This is a genomic window from Acinetobacter sp. 40AMC3-4, from assembly GCF_049898185.1.
In the GTDB taxonomy this organism is placed as follows: domain Bacteria; phylum Pseudomonadota; class Gammaproteobacteria; order Pseudomonadales; family Moraxellaceae; genus Acinetobacter.
On the sequence record NZ_JAFCXG010000001.1, the window covers coordinates 394,622 to 414,704 of the forward strand.

Consider the following 20,083-nt stretch of genomic DNA (forward strand, 5'->3'; position numbering starts at 1 on the left):
ATCTTTATTTTCTGAGCAAAAAGCCATGATAATTCATGATTTGACAATAAATTTTGCACTGTTTAAATCCGACTTTGGTTAAAAGTGCTGTAAAATTTTGCGCAGATAACAAGTGAAAATCCTGCTCCAAGCGTTCAATCATCTTGCTACTTTGCACCACGCTTAACCCTGTCTGCTGTGCCAGCTTCTGCATAATTTTGATGTCTTGCTGATCTTCGGGTTGCATCAGGTCATAGGTCAATGCAAGACCGTTGGTTTTAAGACACTGATGGATAGCCTGAAAAAATCCGTTTTTTTCGGAATTTGGAATGAAATGAGCCACCAGAATGGCCAATGCGGCATCGAAAGTATCCGGCTGATTCAAATCTTGAATCGTGCTTTGGATGAATTGCACCCTTTGTCGATCTATAGAATTCAGATTTTTACTAGCCTGTTTCAGCATGGCTGCTGATGGATCAATTGCAGTAAAGGTCCAGTCTGGATGTTGCTCTAATAAATACGACAATTCATAACCTGTTCCGCAACCCACTATTAACATATGTGCGGTTTCTGGGAGTTCAGTGCTGAGAATTGCTTCAATCTGCTGATGCACCAGTTCATAACCGGGAATCAGTTTACGGATATGATCGTCATAACTGACGACCACGACTTCACTGTGAAAGTTTTTTGCCATATTTTTACTCTAAATCTATGCACGAATCTAAAACTCAGGCGGGTATTTAGATAGATTGAATATTTAAATCTTGTAGCTTGATCTTATTTACTGTTTTCTTGAAATTTGATCATAGACCCGGCGACATGGATGTCGCCATTTTGCTGAGGGACATGGAAGTCCCTTCAGCAAAATAAAGGGATTTTGCTTACTTTTGGCCCATCAAAAGTAAGAAAAGCCTAAACATTGATATCGAAACCGTTATACAAATGGAGGCAATGCATGCATTAAATACTGCTTTGCCCCATTTAAGAATCGCATCAATACAATTTAAGCAATCTCTTTCAAGTTCAGCTCTTCACGCATAAATTCACGCAATTTGAACTTCTGCGCCTTACCGGAAGCCGTCATTGGAAATTCCTGGAAGAAACGCACATAACGTGGCACTTTATTGTGAGAAATATGCTCCTTACAATACTGACGGATAGTTTCCTCAGTACACGGATCATTTTCATGCAGGATGATGCAAGCACAAAGTTCCTCACCATATTTATGGTCTGGCACACCGATCACCTGTACATCTGAAACGGCAGGATGGGTATAAAGGAAATCTTCGATTTCTTTCGGGAACAGGTTTTCTCCGCCACGAATGACGACATCCTTGATTCGACCCTTGATTTTCACAAAGCCTTCATCATCCATTTCAGCGATATCACCGGTATGCATCCAGCGTGCAGCATCAATCACTTCCTGAGTTTTGTCCTGGTCTTCCCAGTAACCGAGCATGACGGAATAACCGCGTACACATAGCTCGCCCAATTGACCGCGTGGCACCACCTTGCCATTTTCATCGACAATTTTAACTTCCAGATGCGGATGTACCCGGCCAACCGTACTAACACGTCGCTCGACACTGTCTGCCGTTGAGCTTTGTGCACTCACTGGCGCAGTTTCGGTCATGCCATAACAAATCGTGATTTCAGACATATGCATGCGTTCAATCACGCGCTGCATAATTTCCTGCGGACATGGACTACCCGCCATAATCCCGGTACGCAGACTGGACAGGTCAAATTCGTCAAACTGTTCATGCTCAAGAATGGCGATAAACATGGTTGGCACACCATAAGCCGCAGTACATTTTTCCTGCTGAATGGCTTTCAAGGTTTCCAGCGGATTAAATACAGCTGATGGATAGATCATGGCAGAACCATGCGTAATACAGGCCAGATTACCCATCACCATACCAAAGCAGTGAAATAAAGGAACTGAAATACAGACGCTGTCTTCTGGACCTAAATGAATCGCTTCACCGACAAAGTACCCGTTATTTAAAATATTATTATGGGTCAGCATGGTGCCTTTCGGATTGCCCGTAGTGCCCGAAGTAAACTGGATATTAATCGTTTCATCGAACTGCAATTCACTGGAGATCTGTTGCAGTTGTTCCAGCTCTTGGGGGCTTGGCGAGCTTAGTAAATCCTGAAAACGGTGGATACCGGTATGCTGCTGATCATCAATTTTAATCACATGCTTTAAATGCGGCAAGCGCTCTGCATTGAGGAATTTACTTTCAGTCTGCATCAGCTCAGGTGCAATTTTAGTCAGAATTTCCTGATAGTCCGTCGTCTTAAACTGCGCTGCAATCACCAGTCCCTTACAGGAGACCTTGTTTAGCACATATTCAAGCTCATTGCTTTTATAGGCCGGATTCAGGTTCACCAGAATAATGCCTGCCTTGAAGGCCGCAAACTGGGTAATGGTCCATTCCACACAGTTCGGCGACCAGATTGCCAGACGGTCACCTTTTTGCATACCTAGTTTCAGCAGCTGACAGGCAAAGGCATTGACCTGATCCTGTAGCTGCCGGTAACTGAGGCGTATGTTCTGATGCAAACTCACTACCGCATCACGTTCTGCATACTGCTCGCAAGCCTGATCAAATTTTTCACCAATCGTCATGCCCAATAAAGGCTGGCTGCTGGTTCCATAGGCATAGCTTAACCGTACTTGTGTCATTGAATCGATCTCCTTGATTCTTTGTAATTCTGATTTTCAACTTTACTAATTGTTTTATGACCACGACGACCTTGTCTGTGTACCGGTTTTTTGTGTGTTTATGCTTGTAAATTTTCCTCCTGCCCACGTACTGCGTTGACACAAAAATCGGCAATCTGTTTGACAAAGTGATCCTTATACTTCTGATCAAACATGACATTTCGGGACGGATTTAAAGGTTCAATTACGACAAAGGTCATGGCGCCAACCACGCCCAACGCTGCCGTATTCAAATCTTCAAATTCGAATTCTCCATTGACCTTTCCTTCGGCCAGAATTTCCTTAATGCTCTGCTTGAGCAGCTGCTTACTGCGAAAACGCTCATGTTCCATTTCCGGATCAACCGGTTCGAACATCAGTGAATACGCCAGTTGGGGGCTATTCATTGCACGTTTGACAAAAGTTGTAACAGATTTTTGCAATTTCAGTTTTGGCGACAAATCTGACTCGGCAATATGGTTCAAGATCCCGACTTCATGCTGAATCGCGGCCGACAAAACCTCGATCAAAATCTGGCTTTTGCTCTCGAAATATCGATAGACCAGTCCTGTAGAAACGCCTGCACGCTCTGCAATGGCCTGAATCGATGCCTCCTTCAAGCCCCCTTGAATAATCAGTTCACGAGCAGATTCCAAAATCGACAGGCGATTTTGTTCCATTCGTTCCTGCATCAATGATGATCTTTTATAACTCATAAAATTATTCTCAACAAGATAAAATGAATTGTAAATCATTTTGTGAATATAGATTCACTTTTTTATTTTTTCGTTGTATGTTAAAACCACAAGCACAACAAAAATGCTTTTTTGGATACAACAAATAGAACCATAGGATGGATGAAGAATGAATTTACAAAGCTTGGATTTCGGTTTGGATGAAACTCTAATAGCGCTTCGTGATTCAGTGGCCGCATTTTGCGCCAAAGAAATTACCCCGATTGCTCAACAGGTTGACCGTGACAACGAGTTCCCTGCTCACCTTTGGAAAAAGTTTGGCGAGATGGGCCTGCTTGGTCTGACAGTCAGTGAGGAATATGGCGGTTCAAATTTCGGTTATCTGGCGCACATTATTGCCATGCAGGAAATTTCCCGTGCTTCTGCATCCATTGGGCTGTCCTATGGCGCACATTCTAACCTATGCGTAAACCAAATTAAGCGTAATGGTACGGAAGAACAGAAACAGCGCTATCTGCCTAAATTGATTTCAGGTGAATATGTCGGTGCCTTGGCGATGTCTGAACCGAATGCCGGCTCGGATGTGGTCAGCATGAAACTGAAAGCGGAAGACAAAGGCGATCATTATCTCCTGAATGGTTCAAAAATGTGGATCACCAATGGTGGCGATGCCGATGTCCTGGTGGTCTATGCCAAAACCGATTTGCAAGCCGGTGCCAAAGGTATGACTGCGTTTCTGGTGGAGAAAAATATGCCAGGTTTCAGCCATGGCACGCATTTGGATAAACTGGGTATGCGCGGTTCCAATACTTATCCGCTGTTTTTTGACAATGTCGAAGTACCGAAAGAAAACGTCATGGGTGGCGTCGGCAATGGTACCAAAGTGTTAATGAGTGGGCTGGATTACGAGCGGGCTGTATTGAGTGCTGGCCCACTGGGGATTATGGATGCCTGTATGGATACCGTGATTCCATATATTCATGACCGTAAACAGTTTGGCCAGGCTCTCGGTGAATTCCAGCTGATGCAGGGCAAAATTGCCGACATGTATTCGACCTGGTTGGCATGTAAGGCCTTGGTGTATGCCGTAGGCGCTGAATGTGACAAGGCCGAACATAGCCGTAGCCTGCGTAAAGATGCTGCCAGTGCCATTTTATATGCTGCTGAAAAAGCGACCTGGATGGCGGGTGAAACCATTCAGACTTTAGGTGGTAACGGTTATATCAACGAGTTTGCTGCAGGCCGTTTATGGCGCGATGCCAAACTGTATGAAATTGGCGCCGGTACTTCAGAAATCCGCCGCATGCTGATTGGCCGTGAACTTTTCAACGAAACAGCCTAAATCTTAACACTTAGAATAAAACAAGGATGTTCGTCATGAATCAGTTATCGAGCAAAATCAATATACGTAGTGAAGAGTTTAAAACCAACCAGACTGCCATGCTGCAACTGGTGGATGACCTAAAACAGAAAGTTGAAAAAATTGCTTTGGGTGGCGGCGAAACTGCCCGCCAAAAACATTTAGATCGCGGCAAGCTGTTACCACGTGAACGGATTAATCACCTGATTGATCCAGGAACCGCTTTTCTGGAAATTGGTCAGCTGGCTGCCTATCAGGTGTATCAGGATGATGTGCCTGCCGCAGGTGTGGTCGCTGGTGTTGGTCAGGTCAACGGTCTGACCTGCATGATCATTGCCAATGATGCTACGGTGAAAGGCGGTACTTATTATCCATTAACAGTGAAAAAGCATTTACGTGCCCAGGAAATTGCCGAACAGAACCAGCTAACTTGTATTTATCTGGTGGATTCAGGCGGTGCATATTTGCCTTTACAGGATGAAGTATTTCCAGACCGCGATCACTTCGGCCGTATTTTCTACAATCAGGCACGTATGTCGAGCCAAGGTATCGCCCAGATTGCAGTGGTGATGGGTAGCTGTACTGCAGGCGGTGCTTATGTTCCCGCCATGTCAGATGAAACCATTATTGTCCGCAATCAGGGCACGATCTTCCTCGGCGGCCCTCCTCTGGTTAAGGCAGCTACTGGTGAAGTGGTGTCCAGTGAGGATCTCGGTGGTGGTGATGTGCATACCCGTTTGTCTGGTGTGGCTGATCATCTGGCTGAAAATGATGAACATGCGCTTGCGATTGCCCGCAACATCGTGGCCAACCTGAACAAAAAGCCAAACAAGACCGCAGATGAAATCGAAGCGCCGCTGTTTGACAGTTCGGAACTGTACGGCATTGTGCCGAGTGACGCGCGCAAGCCTTTTGATATCCGTGAAGTGATAGCGCGTATTGTCGATGGCTCACGTTTTGACGAGTTCAAGGCACGTTTCGGCACCACCCTGGTGACCGGTTTTGCCAAGCTCTATGGAATGCCGGTCGGGATTATTGCCAATAATGGCATTCTATTTTCCGAGTCAGCCCAAAAAGGCGCACATTTTATTGAGCTGTGTACCCAGCGCAATATTCCACTGATTTTCCTGCAAAATATTACCGGCTTTATGGTCGGCCGCCAGTATGAAAATGAAGGCATTGCCAAAAATGGTGCCAAACTGGTGATGGCCGTCGCCAATGCCAATGTTCCGAAATTGACCCTGGTCATTGGCGGTTCTTTTGGTGCCGGCAACTACGGCATGTGTGGCCGTGCTTATTCGCCACGCTTTATGTGGACCTGGCCAAACTCGCGTATTTCAGTGATGGGCGGTGAACAGGCATCCAGCGTTTTGTCGACCTTAAAACGTGACCAGATTGAACAGAAAGGTGGCAGCTGGTCAGCAGAAGAAGAAGACCAGTTTAAACAACCAATCCGTGACCAATACGAACGCCAAGGCCACCCTTATTATGCGTCTTCGCGTTTATGGGATGATGGTGTGATTGATCCAGCGCAATCGCGTGAAGTCTTGGCCTTGAGTCTGGCTGCGGCACTGAATGCGCCAATCCAGCCAACCAAATTCGGCGTGTTCCGCATGTAAGGGGTGACAAAATGACATATCAATTTTTACAGCTCGAACAGCAGGATCAGGTCGCGACAGTCTGGATTAACCGTGCCGAACTGCACAATGCTTTTAATACCCAGGTGATTGAAGAACTGAATGCCTGTTTCCGGTCTTTAAATGACCATGATGATGTGCGTGTGGTGATTTTGGCAGGCCGAGGCAAGAGTTTCTCTGCTGGCGCGGATCTGAACTGGATGAAACAGGCAGGTCAGGCATCACAGGCAGACAACGAAGCGGATGCTATCAAACTGGCAAAAATGCTGCAAAGTCTGGCGACCTTAAAACAGCCAACCATTGCCCGGGTACACGGCATTGCCTTTGGTGGCGGCATGGGGCTGGCCTCAGCCTGTGATATTTGTGTGGCCAGTACAGATGCCAAGTTTGCCACTTCCGAGGTTCGCTTAGGTCTGGCACCTTCGACCATCAGCCCTTATGTGATTCGTGCGATTGGTGCCCGTCAGGCCTCACGTTATTTCCTGACCGCCGAGCGGATTACTGCTGAACAGGCCAAAAGCATTGGTCTTGCGCATGAAGTTACTACACCAGAACAGCTCGACAGCAAAATTGATGAAATTGTGGAAGCACTTTTACTGGGTGGTCCTGCTGCACAGAGCGCATCGAAACAGTTGATTCAACTGGTTGACCAACAGGTATTGACCGAAGATTTACTGCTTAAAACAGCACAGCATATTGCCCATATTCGCCAGGGAGATGAGGCGAAAAATGGACTGAATGCATTTTTGAACAAACAAAGCCCGGCTTGGATCAAGACCACGGCATAACAACAAGAAGGATCCTACAATGTTTGAGAAGATTTTAATTGCCAACCGTGGTGAAATTGCCTGCCGTGTGATTCGTACAGCGAAGAAATTAGGAATTGCCACCGTTGCCGTCTATTCCGATGCTGATGCGCAGGCACAACATGTGAAACTGGCCGATGAAGCGATCTATATTGGTGAATCGCCAGCAGCACAAAGTTATTTGCAAATTGATCGCATTATTCAGGCAGCCAAAAACACTGGTGCCCAGGCGATTCACCCCGGTTATGGTTTCCTGTCCGAAAATGACCAGTTTGCCTTGGCCTGTCAGGACAACAATATTGTCTTTATTGGCCCGCCAGTCGATGCCATTCTGGCAATGGGTCTAAAGGCCACCTCTAAAGCGCTGATGGAAAAAGCCGGTGTGCCTCTAACCCCCGGCTATCATGGGACCAATCAGGATGCCGACTTCCTGAAACAGCAGGCAGACAATATTGGCTATCCGGTACTGATCAAGGCCAGTGCCGGCGGTGGCGGTAAAGGCATGCGTCTGGTGGAATGCAGCGAAGATTTTCTTAGCTCGCTTGCTTCATGTAAGAGTGAAGCACGTTCAAGTTTTGGCAATGAAGACGTTCTGATTGAACGTTATGTGATTCAGCCACGTCATATTGAAGTGCAAGTTTTTGGCGATACACATGGCAACTATGTACATCTGTTTGAGCGTGATTGTTCGGTACAACGTCGCCACCAGAAAGTGCTAGAAGAAGCGCCTGCACCAAAAATGCCAGAAGATAAACTGGAAGCGATGCGTCAGGCTGCGATTGATGCCGCTCGTGCAGTGAATTACGTTGGCGCCGGTACGGTAGAGTTTATTGTCGAGCAAGACGGTACGGCCTATTTCATGGAAATGAACACCCGCCTACAGGTTGAACATCCGGTGACTGAAATGATTACCGGACAGGATCTGGTAGAATGGCAACTGCGCGTAGCTTTTGGTGAACCTTTACCGAAGCAGCAGCATGAATTGCAGATTCACGGTCATGCGCTTGAAGCCCGTGTCTATGCTGAAGAGCCGGAAAAAGGTTTTATCCCGGCGATCGGTCAGATCAGCTACCTGCATTATCCGGAGCAAAGTGACTGTGTACGTGTCGATAGCGGTATTGTCGAAGGCGACGAGATCAGCACTTATTATGATCCGATGATTGCCAAACTGATTGTCTGGGGTAAAAATCGTGAAGCAGCCCTAACCCAGATGCACCATGCGCTGGGTCAGTTCCATGTCGATGGTCTGGGTAACAATATTGCTTTTCTAGATCGCCTGGTGCTGTGTGACTCGTTTAAAAATGCACATTTAGATACTGGCCTGATTCAGCGTGAAGAAGAATTTCTGCTCAAACCTTCTGCGGATATCCGTGCCGAACTGGTGGTCAGTGCTGCACTGATTGAGCTACTGGCACGTCAAGCACAGAATCCCGTTCCAAGCAATCCGGTGTGGCAGCAGCAAGCATTCTGGCGCCTGAACCAGCAAAATAGCCATACAGTGCAATTACAACGCAATGGCATCAACCTGAAAGTTCAGTTCCGCACTCAGGATCAAGGCTTTGTCGCCAGCTATAACGGTCAGCAAATTCAAATTCAGGGTCAGCTCGTCGATGCCCATACTTTGGCGTTACAACTGGCGGGTAAACAGCAAAAACTGGCTTTTAGCCAGAATGAGCAAGGCATTACCCTATTCCAGAATGGTCAAAGCTATAAGTTCAATTACCTGAAGTCTGATTTTAATAATCAGGATGAACAAGGCACGGAAAATAACCTGATCGCGCCAATGCCAGGCGTCATTACCCAGGTGCTCGTGGCAGCCAATGACAAAGTCAAAAAAGATGATGTGCTGATGACGCTGGAAGCCATGAAGATCGAATACTCGATTCGCGCACCGCATGACGGCATCATCGCAAGCTCATATTTCCAGAAGGGTGATCAGGTTAAAGCCGGTGATGAACTGGTCGAGTTCCAGCCGCTGGCGGAGGAAGTGGCATGACGGATTTTGTCAAAATCGTAGAAGTCGGGCCACGCGATGGCCTGCAAAATGAAAAAACACCTTTGACATTGGATGACCGAAAAAACCTGATTGTGGACCTGATGAAAACCGGTCTACAGTCCATCGAAGTTGGTTCCTGCGTTTCAGCCAAATGGGTACCGCAAATGGCAGACAGTGATGTGCTCTTTGCCAGCCTACCCCAAGATCCGAATATTCAGTTCAGTCTGCTGACCCCAAATCTGAAAGGTTTTGAATCGGCACTGGCTGTGGGTTGCAAAGAAGTCGCGGTATTTACCGCTGCTTCTGAAAGCTTTACCCGCAAAAACATCAACTGCTCGATTGATGAAAGCTTCGAGAAGTTTGCCGATGTCATGGCAGCAGCCAAAGCCAATGATATTAAGGTACGTGGCTATGTCTCCTGCATGGTGGACTGTCCTTATGAAGGTGCCATTGATCCGAAGCAGGTGGTCAAAGTCACCCAGCGTTTGCTGGAGATGGGCTGCTACGAAGTGTCATTGGGTGAAACCATTGGTACAGCAACACCGGATCGGGTAAGAAATGTCTGGGAGGCTTGTCTGGCTGAACTTGATACTAAAGTTTTGGCGGGACATTTCCATAATACCTACGGCATGGCCATCGCCAATATTTACCAGTCTTTACTTCAAGGCATTCGGGTCTTTGATTCCTCCATTGCCGGCTTAGGTGGCTGCCCTTATGCCAAAGGCGCTTCAGGCAATGTTTCAACTGAAGACCTGTATTACCTGCTCTCGAATATGGGCTTTCAAACCGGTATTCAGCTAGACGCCCTGATGCAGGCCAGCCGTAATATCAGTGAAGTCTTGCAGCGCAACAATCCATCCAATTATGCCAATGCCTATTGGCAAAAAGCCTGTGCTTGAAAATAAACTTGCTTGAGCAAAATGCTCTTAAGCAAACCATAAGGATATAAGCAGCAGATTGAAGTCTGCTACAACAATAATAGAGGTGACAAGATGTCAAACAAGGTTTATGACAGCGCTCAATCCGCCTTAAAGGATGTGGTGCAAGATGGTCATACCCTGGCCGTTGGTGGTTTTGGCCTATGTGGTATTCCGGAAGCTTTGATCGCAGCTTTAAAAGAAACAGGTGCTAAGCAACTCACCTGTATTTCCAACAATGCCGGCGTAGACGGCTTCGGTCTCGGACTTCTGCTGGAAACCAAACAGATTAAAAAAATGATTTCCTCTTATGTCGGTGAAAATAAGGAATTCGAACGTCAATATTTAAATGGCGAACTGGAAGTTGAACTTACTCCACAAGGGACTTTGGCAGAAAAATTACGTGCTGGCGGTGCCGGTATTCCGGCTTTTTATACGGCGACGGGTGTCGGAACCGTGATTGCTGAAGGTAAGGATGAACGTGAATTTAAGGGCAAGAAATATATCCTGGAAGAGTCTTTAATTGCTGATGTCGCCTTGGTTAAAGCCTATAAGGCCGATAAAGCCGGTAACCTGATTTTCCGTAAAACCGCCCAGAACTTTAATCCGGTCTGTGCCATGGCCGGCAAAATTACCATTGCTGAAGTCGAAGAGATTGTCGAAATTGGCGTGCTGGATCCGGACGAAATCCATCTTCCGGGAATTTATGTGAACCGGATAGTCCTGAATGCTCAACCGGAAAAACGTATTGAACAGATGACTTTAAAGGCGGAGGCTTGATCATGGCTTGGACACGTAATGAAATGGCGCAGCGCGCGGCACAAGAGCTTGAAGATGGTTTCTACGTCAATCTAGGGATTGGCCTGCCGACGCTAGTCGCGAACTATATTCCGGAAAATATCAATGTCTGGCTGCAGTCGGAAAATGGCCTGCTGGGGATTGGCGAATTTCCAACCGAGGAGACAGTGGATGCCGACCTGATCAATGCCGGTAAACAGACGGTTACCGCGCGTAAAGGTGCTTCATTTTTCTCAAGTGCCGACTCCTTTGCCATGATCCGTGGCGGTCATGTCAATATTGCCATTCTGGGTGCTATGGAAGTGTCCGAAACTGGTGATCTGGCCAACTGGATGATTCCAGGCAAAAAGGTCAAAGGCATGGGCGGTGCCATGGATCTGGTCGCGGGTGTACAAAAGGTCGTGGTCTTGATGGAACACTGCGCCAAAGATGGTACACCTAAGATAGTTCCAGAATGTAGTCTGCCGCTGACCGGCCAGGCTGTGGTGAACCGGATTATTACCGATCTCGGTGTACTGGATGTTACTCCTGATGGAATTCGACTGGTTGAACTGGCACCAGAGGTCAGTTTTGAAGAGATTCAAAAAGTCACGGGGGTAGCGCTACTACGTAACGCTGCCTGATCCAGCCAGCCCTTAAGAATGAAGCATCTTAAGGGCTTTTTTATATATAGCTGTTTCATTTCAAAATAATAATCGCAGAATAAATGGATTTTAATCATGCAAACTCAACAAAATATTTTGCAGCGCTTCGCCTTGCGCGTCAGCGACTGGTCTGAAAAATGGTTTCCGGATTCTTATATTTTTGCCCTGCTTGGCGTCATCATTGTGGCGATTGCCGCCATCGGAATTGGTGCACCCGCACAGGATGTCGCGATTTCCTTTGGAGACGGCTTCTGGAGCCTGATTCCCTTTACCTTGCAGATGTGCATGCTGATCGTGGTCGGTTATGTGGTTTCCGTATCTAAGCCTGTCCAGCTTCTGATCCAGAAAATGGCGCGCCTGCCACATTCCGGTCGTGGTGCGATTGTCCTGGTCGCCACGGTCAGCCTGTTAATTTCTCTGATTAATTGGGCCATGAGTACTGTACTGACTGCACTCCTAGTGATTGCACTGGCACAGCGTAAAGAGCTTAACATGGATTACCGCGCTGCTGCGGCTGCCGCGATTATCGGGATGGGTGCGACCTGGGCACTGGGCATCAGTTCTTCAGCTGCACAGTTACAGGCCAATAAAAGCAGTCTGCCTGAACCGATTTATAATCTGACGGGCGTGATTCCATTTACCGAAACCATTTTCCTGCCGCAATCCATGATCATGACGGCGGTACTGATTGTAGCTTCAATTGCGATTGCTTACTGGTCAGCACCTAAAGGGTCTGACATTAAAACCATTGAGCACTTCCCGATTCAGATTGAAGAAGAAAAACCGGAAGTATCTGCCGAAAAAAGACCGGGGGATTGGCTGGAAAATTCACCCATTTTAAGCATTCTGATTGTGATTCTGGGCGCAGTCTGGATGTTTAACGAATTTTCCAAAAGCAATCCGATTCTGGCCATTTCCAGCTTAAATACCTATAACTTTATCTTCCTGATTTTGGGCGTGGCCTTACACGGTACACCGCGAAATTTCCTGAATGCGGTATCCAAAGCCGTACCCGCCATTTCTGGGGTACTGATCCAGTTTCCGCTGTATGGCAGTATTGCCTTTATGATGACCAATGCGCTAAACCCGGCCGATCTGTCATTGTCACATTACATTGCCGAGTTCTTTGTTTCCATTGCCTCGCAGGAAACCTTTGCCATTGTGATGGGCTTATATTCGGCGATTCTGGGTTTCTTTATTCCTTCTGGCGGAGGGAAATGGATTATCGAAGCGCCCTATGTGATGCAGGCTGCGCATGACCTGAAAGTGCATCTGGGCTGGTCGGTACAGATTTATAATGCGGCAGAAGCCTTGCCGAATCTGATTAATCCATTCTTTATGCTTCCGATGTTGGGTATCCTGAAATTAAAAGCCAAAGATGTGATTGGATTTACGGTGACCCAGCTGATTTTCCATCTGCCTTTGGTACTGTTCCTGCTGTGGTTCCTTGGTCGGACATTGACTTATAGCCCGCCGGTATTTTCTTAATTTAAGATAATAAAAAAGGACGAAAATTCGTCCTTTTTTATTTAGGCCGCTCTCTTAATTTCCTGTCTTCTCAACTACACCTTCATCATCTACTTCACGTACAATTCCCGTTTCGGTATTCACGACCTCAAAGGTCACGCGACGATTCTGAAACTGTCCGGCAGGTGTGGCATTGGGTTCAACCGGCTGATCCTCTCCCATGCCAACTGCCTGTAACTGTGCAGGATTGACCCCTTTTCCAACGAGATAACTGGTAATCGCTTGAGCTCGTTGCACAGACAGCACCTTATTTTCTGCTTCACTACCCTGAGCATCGGCATGTCCTGTAACCTTCAGAATGACATGCGGTGCTCGTTGCAATAATGCAGCAGCCTGATCCAGCACCAATTTATTGACCTCGGGAACTTCAGTCGATGCCGTATCAAAATTAATGATCTGTAAATTCAGTGCAGTCGCCACATCCAGCGCTTTAACATTATCGGTCTTGATACTGGCCAAGGCTTGTTCTGCCTCACTATTGGCGGTATTAATCACGTCACTTCTATTGAGCGGCTGCTGGGTCACCACTGTGACATTTTTGGCCAGACTACGAATTTGTGCTGCCAGACGCTCGGCCTCTGCATTGGTTGCTGCACGCACTGAAACCTGATTGCCAATCCAGTCAAGTGACACATTTGGCATTCCCTGCATTGTTCTCAACACAGTCGGAATAGTATCCTGATCAATAAATTCTGAATGATAAACCTCACTGCTCAGCGCCCCACAACCAATATTATAATTAAAGATCTGTTTGATCTCGTTTTGCAAAATTTCCATATACTGCGGATTATTCAGCTGTAATTGACAACTGACAATTTCGCCATTACTGCCTGTACTTAATCGCAAGGATGCAGGCTGAGCTGCAGCAACTTCACTGGTCGCTTGGGTATTTGAATCTTCAACATCATCCTGCATGCAGCTACGAACCAAAAACAGGATCAAACCCGCCAGGATCAGAAAAATAATAAACGGCCATAAAAAGCCGGTTTTTCTTTCTTCCTGAACAATGATGGTCTGCTCCGCCAATACAGGCTCCTGATTTAAATTTTGCCCTGCCAAGGGTGAAACTCCTAGCGCTGCCAGAATAGGTCCAGCCCAAACGGGTAATGCGCGCTGAATCGAATCGGCGTGGGTTTCCAGCAAATGGCTAATCGCTTCCGGACTTGAAGCACCCGCTTCGGTCTGTAAAAAATTCATAGTCGGTACAATTGACCGGTTCAAGGTATGCTCTATTTCATCTTGTGGCGCGCTCTGATCCACTTGATCCAGAAACTGCTGCTTGAGTGCCGGATTTGCATTGAATAATTCATGAATTTTTGGATTAAGTTGCTGACCAAGATTCTCAATCCAGGCGGGACGTGCACGCAATATACTTAAAAATATGGGATGGAATTGAGCCAAAGCTTGATCTTTGGCAAATAAATGCTCGGTTTCACCTTGAAGCACAATCGCCGTAACATCGCTTTTTAAGCGTTCTATAAAGTCTATATTCATAATCGTCACCATTCTTTTGATTTTTCTAATGTTTAATATTTAATCAGTGTAACGATCCCCATTTTTTGAAAATGTAAATAATTGTATGAATATCATAAAGTTTCACTGTTTTTGTTGAGTACTCATTTTACCAACACAAAATTTAAAAAATAAAAAAAGCCAGTCGAAGCTGACTTTTATAAAATTGGGATCATTTAAGCAGCAAAAGTTTGAACCACTTTACCCAGCACTTTTTGATTAATGAGCGGGGTATTTTTACCTTGTGACACGATGCTTTCTTTATTCAGGGTCCATTCCAGTTCCGGATCTAGCAGCACCCAGCCTGATTCATTTATCCATCGATCTGCCATTTGTGCAACACGAGCCGGAGCTAGGGTCACTTTTTCCACCCATTCCAGTGGAGTCAACAACCCCTCACGAATCAGTTGCAGACCAAAAGGCACATAGGTATCAAAAGCAGTGAAACCTGGCTGCGTTTCAGCAAACGGCGCCATTTTCGCAGAGCTGCTTAGCGGTTCATGATGAGTACAAATCGCATCAATCACACCTGATTTTACACCCTGACGCAGTAATTCTTTGTCCTGTTCAGAACGAAGCGGTGGACGCACATGTGCAAGAGAGTTAAATCCATCAATCAAATGATCAGTTAAATGTAACTGATGCATGGCCACATCACAGGTCACCGGTAAGCCTTTTTCCTTGGCAATACGGATCAATTCCACCGAAGCACCACAAGACAACAGACCAAAGTGTGCTCGTACTTTGGTTGATTCAATCATCAACAGATATTTGGCAATCGCCACGGTTTCAGCCAGTGCCGGAATCATCGGCAAGCCCTGACGTGATGCAATAAACCCTTCATGCACACAGCCGTCTTTGGCAATTTGTGGTTCTTCCGCATAGAACACCACCGTCAGGTCTAAGCCTGCAGCATATTCAAGGGTACGCAGTACCACATCATCATTGGCAAACGGCGCACTGGCATTGGAAACCGCAGTACAACCGCCCTTTTTCAAGCCCGCCATATTTGCCGGTTGTTGACCATTTAAGCCTTGGGTTTGCGCACCAATCACTTGAAGATAGATCCCACCATCCAGCATGGCTTTTTCGACCAGACCGTGAATCAGCGCACCATTATCTTGTACGATTGGCTTTGAATCGGGTGGCGTAAATACGTGCAAAATGCCATTTTCACGTGCCGCTTTTCCTTCAGACTTAAGCGTACCGTGTTGCTGTTGACCCGGTTCACGTAAACGCGCACACAAATCGACCATGGTTGGCATTAACCATTTGCCTTGACCATCAATCGTTTCAGAGACGTCTGCTGTTTCTGCAACGAATTTTCCATTTTCCAGATACACGGTCTGGATAGAATTAGTGTTTTGGATGGGATCAAGAACACGGACATTTTCAATTTTTACAATAGTCATGACTTATTCCTTAACCCGCAATCGCTTCAATCAAACCTTGTTCTTGTAACTGACCTTGCATCGATAAAGCCAACACCGCCATACGCACGGCAATACCATTGGTCACCTGCTTCAAAATCACAGATTGCGGACCATCCGCAATACTTGAGTCGATTTCAACGCCGCGGTTCATTGGTCCCGGATGCATCACGATACAATCCGGTTTGGCCATGGCAAGACGTTCTTTATTCAAGCCATACATTTTGTAGAACTCTGCTTGCGAGGCAAGTGCCGGAGAATCAATACGCTCGTTCTGAATACGTAAGGTAATGATCACGTCGCAGTCTTTGATGCCGTCTTCCATATTGTTAAATAGACGAACACCATCGCCATATTCTTCAAAACCCAATGGCAGCAAGGTATTCGGTGCAATCACCCGGATATCCTGGCAACCTAAAGTTTGCAAGGCAGCCACATCTGAACGCGCGACACGTGAATGCTTGATATCGCCAATAATGGCAATCGACATTTCTTCGAATTTTTTCTTGGTTTCACGGCGAATGGTCAGCATGTCCAGCATCGCTTGAGTCGGATGCGCATGACGGCCATCACCGGCATTAATAATTGCCACGGTTGGACAAACATCTTTGGCAATAAAATGCGCTGCCCCTGAAGATGAATGACGTACCACGAAAATATCGGCCGCCATGGCTTCCAGATTCCATAAGGTGTCACGCAGGGTTTCACCTTTAGAAGTACTCGAACGGGCAATATCGATATTGAGAACATTGGCAGAAAGGCGCTTGGCAGCGGCTTCAAAGGTGGTACGGGTACGGGTAGAATTTTCGAAGAACAGGTTCATCACTGTTTTGCCTTCAAGCAAATTATTGGTGATCAGCTGATTTTGGTCATTAAAAAAGGACTGTGCAGTGTCCAATATTTTTGTCAGGGTTTCTTTAGAAAGACCTTCGATGGTCAAGAAGTGTTTTAGATTACCTTCTTTATTGAGTTGAATCTGGCTCGGTGTATGCAATGCCGCCAAGTGCATGAGAGATTCCTTATGCGTTAAGTCAACATATTATACAGAGATTGGCGAATTTTTATAGTTGGCCACGCTGCTACTTGTACAAAAAGCATCTGAACAATAAAAATAAAAAATTAGATTCCTTTGTATTTTTTCAATAAGATAATTTAACCCGATTTGCATCTTGCTGATTTTAAGTACAAAACCAACGGGCGCTTCAGTCTGGAGCATTCACACCCATCTCAGGTTTAACGCAGTGCACCAATATACCGATGTGACACCTGTGCACGATAGATATCGTCTTCATCCGGTTCGACCGAGATCAGCCCTTCCTGCTGGATCGGGTGTGCAGATTCTGTTGGTGAATCTTGTGCTGTTTCAGAAATCTCCAGTACCATTTTGAGGCGCTGGATCAGATGATTCAAATCTGGATCCTGGGTTTGCTCTGCCAGTTGAATCACATGCCGGGCATAATCCAGGTTCTCTGCCAGATAAATTGCATCAATTACCCGACCGGTAACCCGTCGTAAACGTGCATAAATTAAAGTGGCCACTGAAAAAGCGTCATGGTTGCGTAACTGATTCTCTAACATCTTAACCCCCATTATAAAATTGAAAAATCAGGCAGCCATCGCTCCCCATCGACTGACCGCCTGATTTGCCATGTATAGAGCAAAATGCGTACCAGTTCCTCAATTTATAGTGTGAATATTATTTTTCTCTATCACATGCCACGGCCTTTCAGAGAATTTCAAAAGCTTTCAATATAAAAATACGGTAAACTTAGCGCAGTTTTTTATTTATCTTTTTTGGTCTCTCTATTATATGAATACCTCTCCACGTTTAAGCAATTATTGGGTCACCTGTGCCGATGGTCTGGAAACCTTATTAGAAGAAGAAATACAAGGCTTAGGTGTTCAGAATATTGAGCGTTTTCCGGGCCGTTTAACCTTTAAAGGTACACTGGAAAATGCTTATCGTATCTGCATGTGGTCACGTCTGGCTTCACGTGTCTTGATGCCGATCCACACGCATGAAATTGAATTTTCTCATGATGCCCGTGATGTGGCAGAAGAACTCTATGAAGGGGCTCTCAGCTTTGACTGGTCGCTGATTTTTGCACCACAAAGTACCTTTGCGATTCGTTTGCATGTCGAACGTGATATCAAGGTCAATACCCAGTTTGCGACTTTACGTGCCAAAGATGGTGTCGTAGATTCCTTTATGGAAGCGGTAGGCAAACGTCCAAGCATTGACACCAAACAGCCAGAAATCACCATGTATATTCTGGCAGGCAAGAAAGAACATACTTACTGCCTCGACCTGTCTGGTGACTCTTTGCATAAACGCGGTTATCGCCGTTTCATGACTGATGCACCGATTAAGGAAAACCTGGCTGCTGCGATTCTGCAAAAAGGCCAGCTTAAACAGATTAATCCGGACATCATTGTCGATCCAATGTGTGGTTCAGGTACCTTTATTATTGAATCCCTAATGATTTTGACCGACCGTGCACCGGGTCTGGTCCGTCGTTTCGGTTTTAATGGCTGGAATGGCCATGACCATGAACTGTGGATGAGCATCAAGGCCGAAGCTGCTGAACGTCATCAAGCGGCAATGGAAAATCCATTACCACAATTCTATGCTTTCGATGCGGACTGGGAAGCGGTTAAAGCCACCAGACAAAATATTATCGCGGCGGGTTTTGAAGCTGCTCTCGACAATATCATGATCGAAGAACGGACTTTAAATGACTGGCCTGATTTCCATGCAGAAGGCAAGAAAGTATTCTTCGTGACCAACCCGCCATATGGCGAACGTCTCGGCGATAAAGCGCAAAACCGTTCTTTATACCTGGGTTTATCGGCTTTATTGCAAAAGAATTTCCCGAATCAAAAAGCGGCTGTGATTGCCTCCCAAGTGGAACAGGCCGATGTGCTGGCCTTTAATGATCCGCAAATCCTGCGTTTGATGAATGGTAAATTGCCGATCTATATCCGCTTCGGTACGGTTAAACCGGCCGCAGTGGTACGTCCATTCCTAGAAAGCTGGCAGCCTCAGCAGTTTGAACCGATTGAAGGTGCGATGGAGTTTGCCAACCGTCTGACCAAAAATATGCAAGCTCTAAAAAAATGGGCAGTCAAGGAACAGATCCATTGTTTACGTCTCTATGATGCAGATTTACCTGATTTTAACGTCGCAGTAGATCTGTATGGCGAGCGTTTGCATGTACAAGAATATGCGCCACCTAAAACTATTGATCCGGAAAAAGCCAAAAAACGTTTCAACCTGGCCTTACAGGCCATTCGTGCCGTGACCGGTTTGGGCCGTGATGCGATCTTTATCAAGACCCGTGCACGTCAGGAAGGTAAAAACCAGTACACCAAACAAAGTACAGCATCCAAGCGTTTTATCGTTCAGGAAGGTCAAGCCAAGATTCTGGTCAACCTGACCGATTATCTGGATACCGGTCTGTTTCTGGATCACCGTCAAATGCGTTTACGTATTGCACGTGAAGCAAAAGGTAAACACTTCCTGAACCTGTACAGCTATACCTCAACGGCAAGTTTACATGCTGCTTTGGGTGGTGCTGCAAGTACAACCAGCGTCGATCTGTCGAATACTTATTTGAACTGGTCTAAAGAAAATTTTGTTCTGAACGGCTTAACCGTGGATCATGCGGATGAACAGCATCAGTTCTTTGCCTCTGACTGTTTCGAATGGCTAAAAGAAGGTCATGAGCAATATGAGCTGATCTTTATCGACCCACCAACCTTCTCAAACTCGAAGAAATTCTACGGGACCTTTGACGTACAGCGCGACCATTTGTCCCTGTTAAAACGTGCGATGAACCGCTTAACCACTGATGGTACCTTGTATTTCTCAAATAACTATCGTGGTTTTGAGATGGATGAAGAAATTCTGGCCTTCTTTGATGTTGAAGAAATTACCCAGGAAACCATTGGACCTGACTTCAAGCGGAATCAAAAGATTCACCGTGCCTGGAAAATCCGTCATCCGCAAGTGTAATTTGATGATGAATTAACTGTCTTTATCACGATTGATATCTTCTTTATTTTCCCTGAG

General features: G+C 46.1%; 16 protein-coding genes. 9 read left to right on the forward strand and 7 right to left on the reverse strand.

Features of this window, described 5'->3' with window-relative positions:
- Window positions 1-4: 4 nt before the first annotated feature.
- The 3 genes from ACP7BU_RS01980 to ACP7BU_RS01990 all read right to left on the reverse strand — a co-directional run bounded on the left by ACP7BU_RS01980 (window position 5) and on the right by ACP7BU_RS01990 (window position 3,405).
- A complete protein-coding gene (locus tag ACP7BU_RS01980) occupies window positions 5-673 on the reverse strand; it encodes a class I SAM-dependent methyltransferase (protein ID WP_425878036.1) in 669 nt (222 codons plus the stop codon).
- Between the two features lie 309 nt (window positions 674-982).
- Window positions 983-2,671: an AMP-binding protein gene (locus ACP7BU_RS01985; protein ID WP_425878034.1), complete on the reverse strand. Its 1,689-nt coding sequence runs from the start codon at window positions 2,669-2,671 to the stop codon at window positions 983-985.
- A gap of 98 nt (window positions 2,672-2,769) precedes the next feature.
- On the reverse strand, window positions 2,770-3,405 hold the full coding sequence (locus ACP7BU_RS01990; protein ID WP_005251442.1) for a TetR/AcrR family transcriptional regulator: 636 nt from the start codon (window positions 3,403-3,405) through the stop codon (window positions 2,770-2,772).
- A 148-nt stretch (window positions 3,406-3,553) separates the two neighbouring features.
- Between ACP7BU_RS01990 and ACP7BU_RS01995 the strand changes: the two genes are divergently transcribed.
- The 8 genes from ACP7BU_RS01995 to ACP7BU_RS02030 all read left to right on the forward strand — a co-directional run bounded on the left by ACP7BU_RS01995 (window position 3,554) and on the right by ACP7BU_RS02030 (window position 13,030).
- Window positions 3,554-4,726, forward strand: coding sequence for an isovaleryl-CoA dehydrogenase (locus ACP7BU_RS01995; RefSeq protein WP_004646592.1), 1,173 nt, complete (start codon window positions 3,554-3,556; stop codon window positions 4,724-4,726).
- 35 nt (window positions 4,727-4,761) lie between these two features.
- Window positions 4,762-6,363, forward strand: coding sequence for a carboxyl transferase domain-containing protein (locus ACP7BU_RS02000; RefSeq protein ID WP_425878031.1), 1,602 nt, complete (start codon window positions 4,762-4,764; stop codon window positions 6,361-6,363).
- Between the two features lie 11 nt (window positions 6,364-6,374).
- Complete coding sequence (locus tag ACP7BU_RS02005; RefSeq protein ID WP_425878029.1) at window positions 6,375-7,169, forward strand: enoyl-CoA hydratase/isomerase family protein; 795 nt, start codon at window positions 6,375-6,377, stop codon at window positions 7,167-7,169.
- Window positions 7,170-7,188: 19 nt separating this feature from the next.
- Window positions 7,189-9,183, forward strand: coding sequence for an acetyl/propionyl/methylcrotonyl-CoA carboxylase subunit alpha (locus ACP7BU_RS02010; RefSeq protein ID WP_425878027.1), 1,995 nt, complete (start codon window positions 7,189-7,191; stop codon window positions 9,181-9,183).
- Window positions 9,180-10,082, forward strand: a complete 903-nt coding sequence (locus ACP7BU_RS02015) for a hydroxymethylglutaryl-CoA lyase (protein ID WP_425878025.1) — start codon at window positions 9,180-9,182, stop codon at window positions 10,080-10,082. The genes ACP7BU_RS02010 and ACP7BU_RS02015 overlap by 4 nt, the downstream gene beginning before the upstream one ends.
- A gap of 93 nt (window positions 10,083-10,175) precedes the next feature.
- A complete protein-coding gene (locus ACP7BU_RS02020) occupies window positions 10,176-10,880 on the forward strand; it encodes a CoA transferase subunit A (protein ID WP_425878023.1) in 705 nt (234 codons plus the stop codon).
- Window positions 10,881-10,882: 2 nt separating this feature from the next.
- On the forward strand, window positions 10,883-11,521 hold the full coding sequence (locus ACP7BU_RS02025) for a CoA transferase subunit B (RefSeq protein ID WP_004646586.1): 639 nt from the start codon (window positions 10,883-10,885) through the stop codon (window positions 11,519-11,521).
- A 96-nt stretch (window positions 11,522-11,617) separates the two neighbouring features.
- Window positions 11,618-13,030 carry a short-chain fatty acid transporter gene (locus ACP7BU_RS02030; RefSeq protein WP_004646585.1) on the forward strand — a complete coding sequence of 471 codons (1,413 nt, stop codon included), beginning with the start codon at window positions 11,618-11,620 and terminating at the stop codon, window positions 13,028-13,030.
- Window positions 13,031-13,084: 54 nt separating this feature from the next.
- On the opposite strand, the gene ACP7BU_RS02035 is transcribed toward ACP7BU_RS02030, so the two are convergent.
- The 4 genes from ACP7BU_RS02035 to ACP7BU_RS02050 all read right to left on the reverse strand — a co-directional run bounded on the left by ACP7BU_RS02035 (window position 13,085) and on the right by ACP7BU_RS02050 (window position 17,589).
- The gene (locus ACP7BU_RS02035) at window positions 13,085-14,575 is read right to left on the reverse strand and encodes an OmpA family protein (RefSeq protein WP_425878018.1); all 1,491 of its coding nucleotides are present in this window, start codon (window positions 14,573-14,575) and stop codon (window positions 13,085-13,087) included.
- Between the two features lie 182 nt (window positions 14,576-14,757).
- On the reverse strand, window positions 14,758-15,993 hold the full coding sequence (locus ACP7BU_RS02040; protein WP_004280133.1) for a dihydroorotase: 1,236 nt from the start codon (window positions 15,991-15,993) through the stop codon (window positions 14,758-14,760).
- A gap of 10 nt (window positions 15,994-16,003) precedes the next feature.
- The gene (locus tag ACP7BU_RS02045; RefSeq protein ID WP_004730000.1) at window positions 16,004-17,020 is read right to left on the reverse strand and encodes an aspartate carbamoyltransferase catalytic subunit; all 1,017 of its coding nucleotides are present in this window, start codon (window positions 17,018-17,020) and stop codon (window positions 16,004-16,006) included.
- 224 nt (window positions 17,021-17,244) lie between these two features.
- Window positions 17,245-17,589, reverse strand: coding sequence for a hypothetical protein (locus tag ACP7BU_RS02050; protein ID WP_425878015.1), 345 nt, complete (start codon window positions 17,587-17,589; stop codon window positions 17,245-17,247).
- Between the two features lie 232 nt (window positions 17,590-17,821).
- On the opposite strand from ACP7BU_RS02050, the gene rlmKL reads away from it, so the two are divergent.
- On the forward strand, window positions 17,822-20,026 hold the full coding sequence (gene rlmKL, locus ACP7BU_RS02055) for a bifunctional 23S rRNA (guanine(2069)-N(7))-methyltransferase RlmK/23S rRNA (guanine(2445)-N(2))-methyltransferase RlmL (RefSeq protein WP_071850358.1): 2,205 nt from the start codon (window positions 17,822-17,824) through the stop codon (window positions 20,024-20,026).
- Window positions 20,027-20,083: the final 57 nt, after the last annotated feature.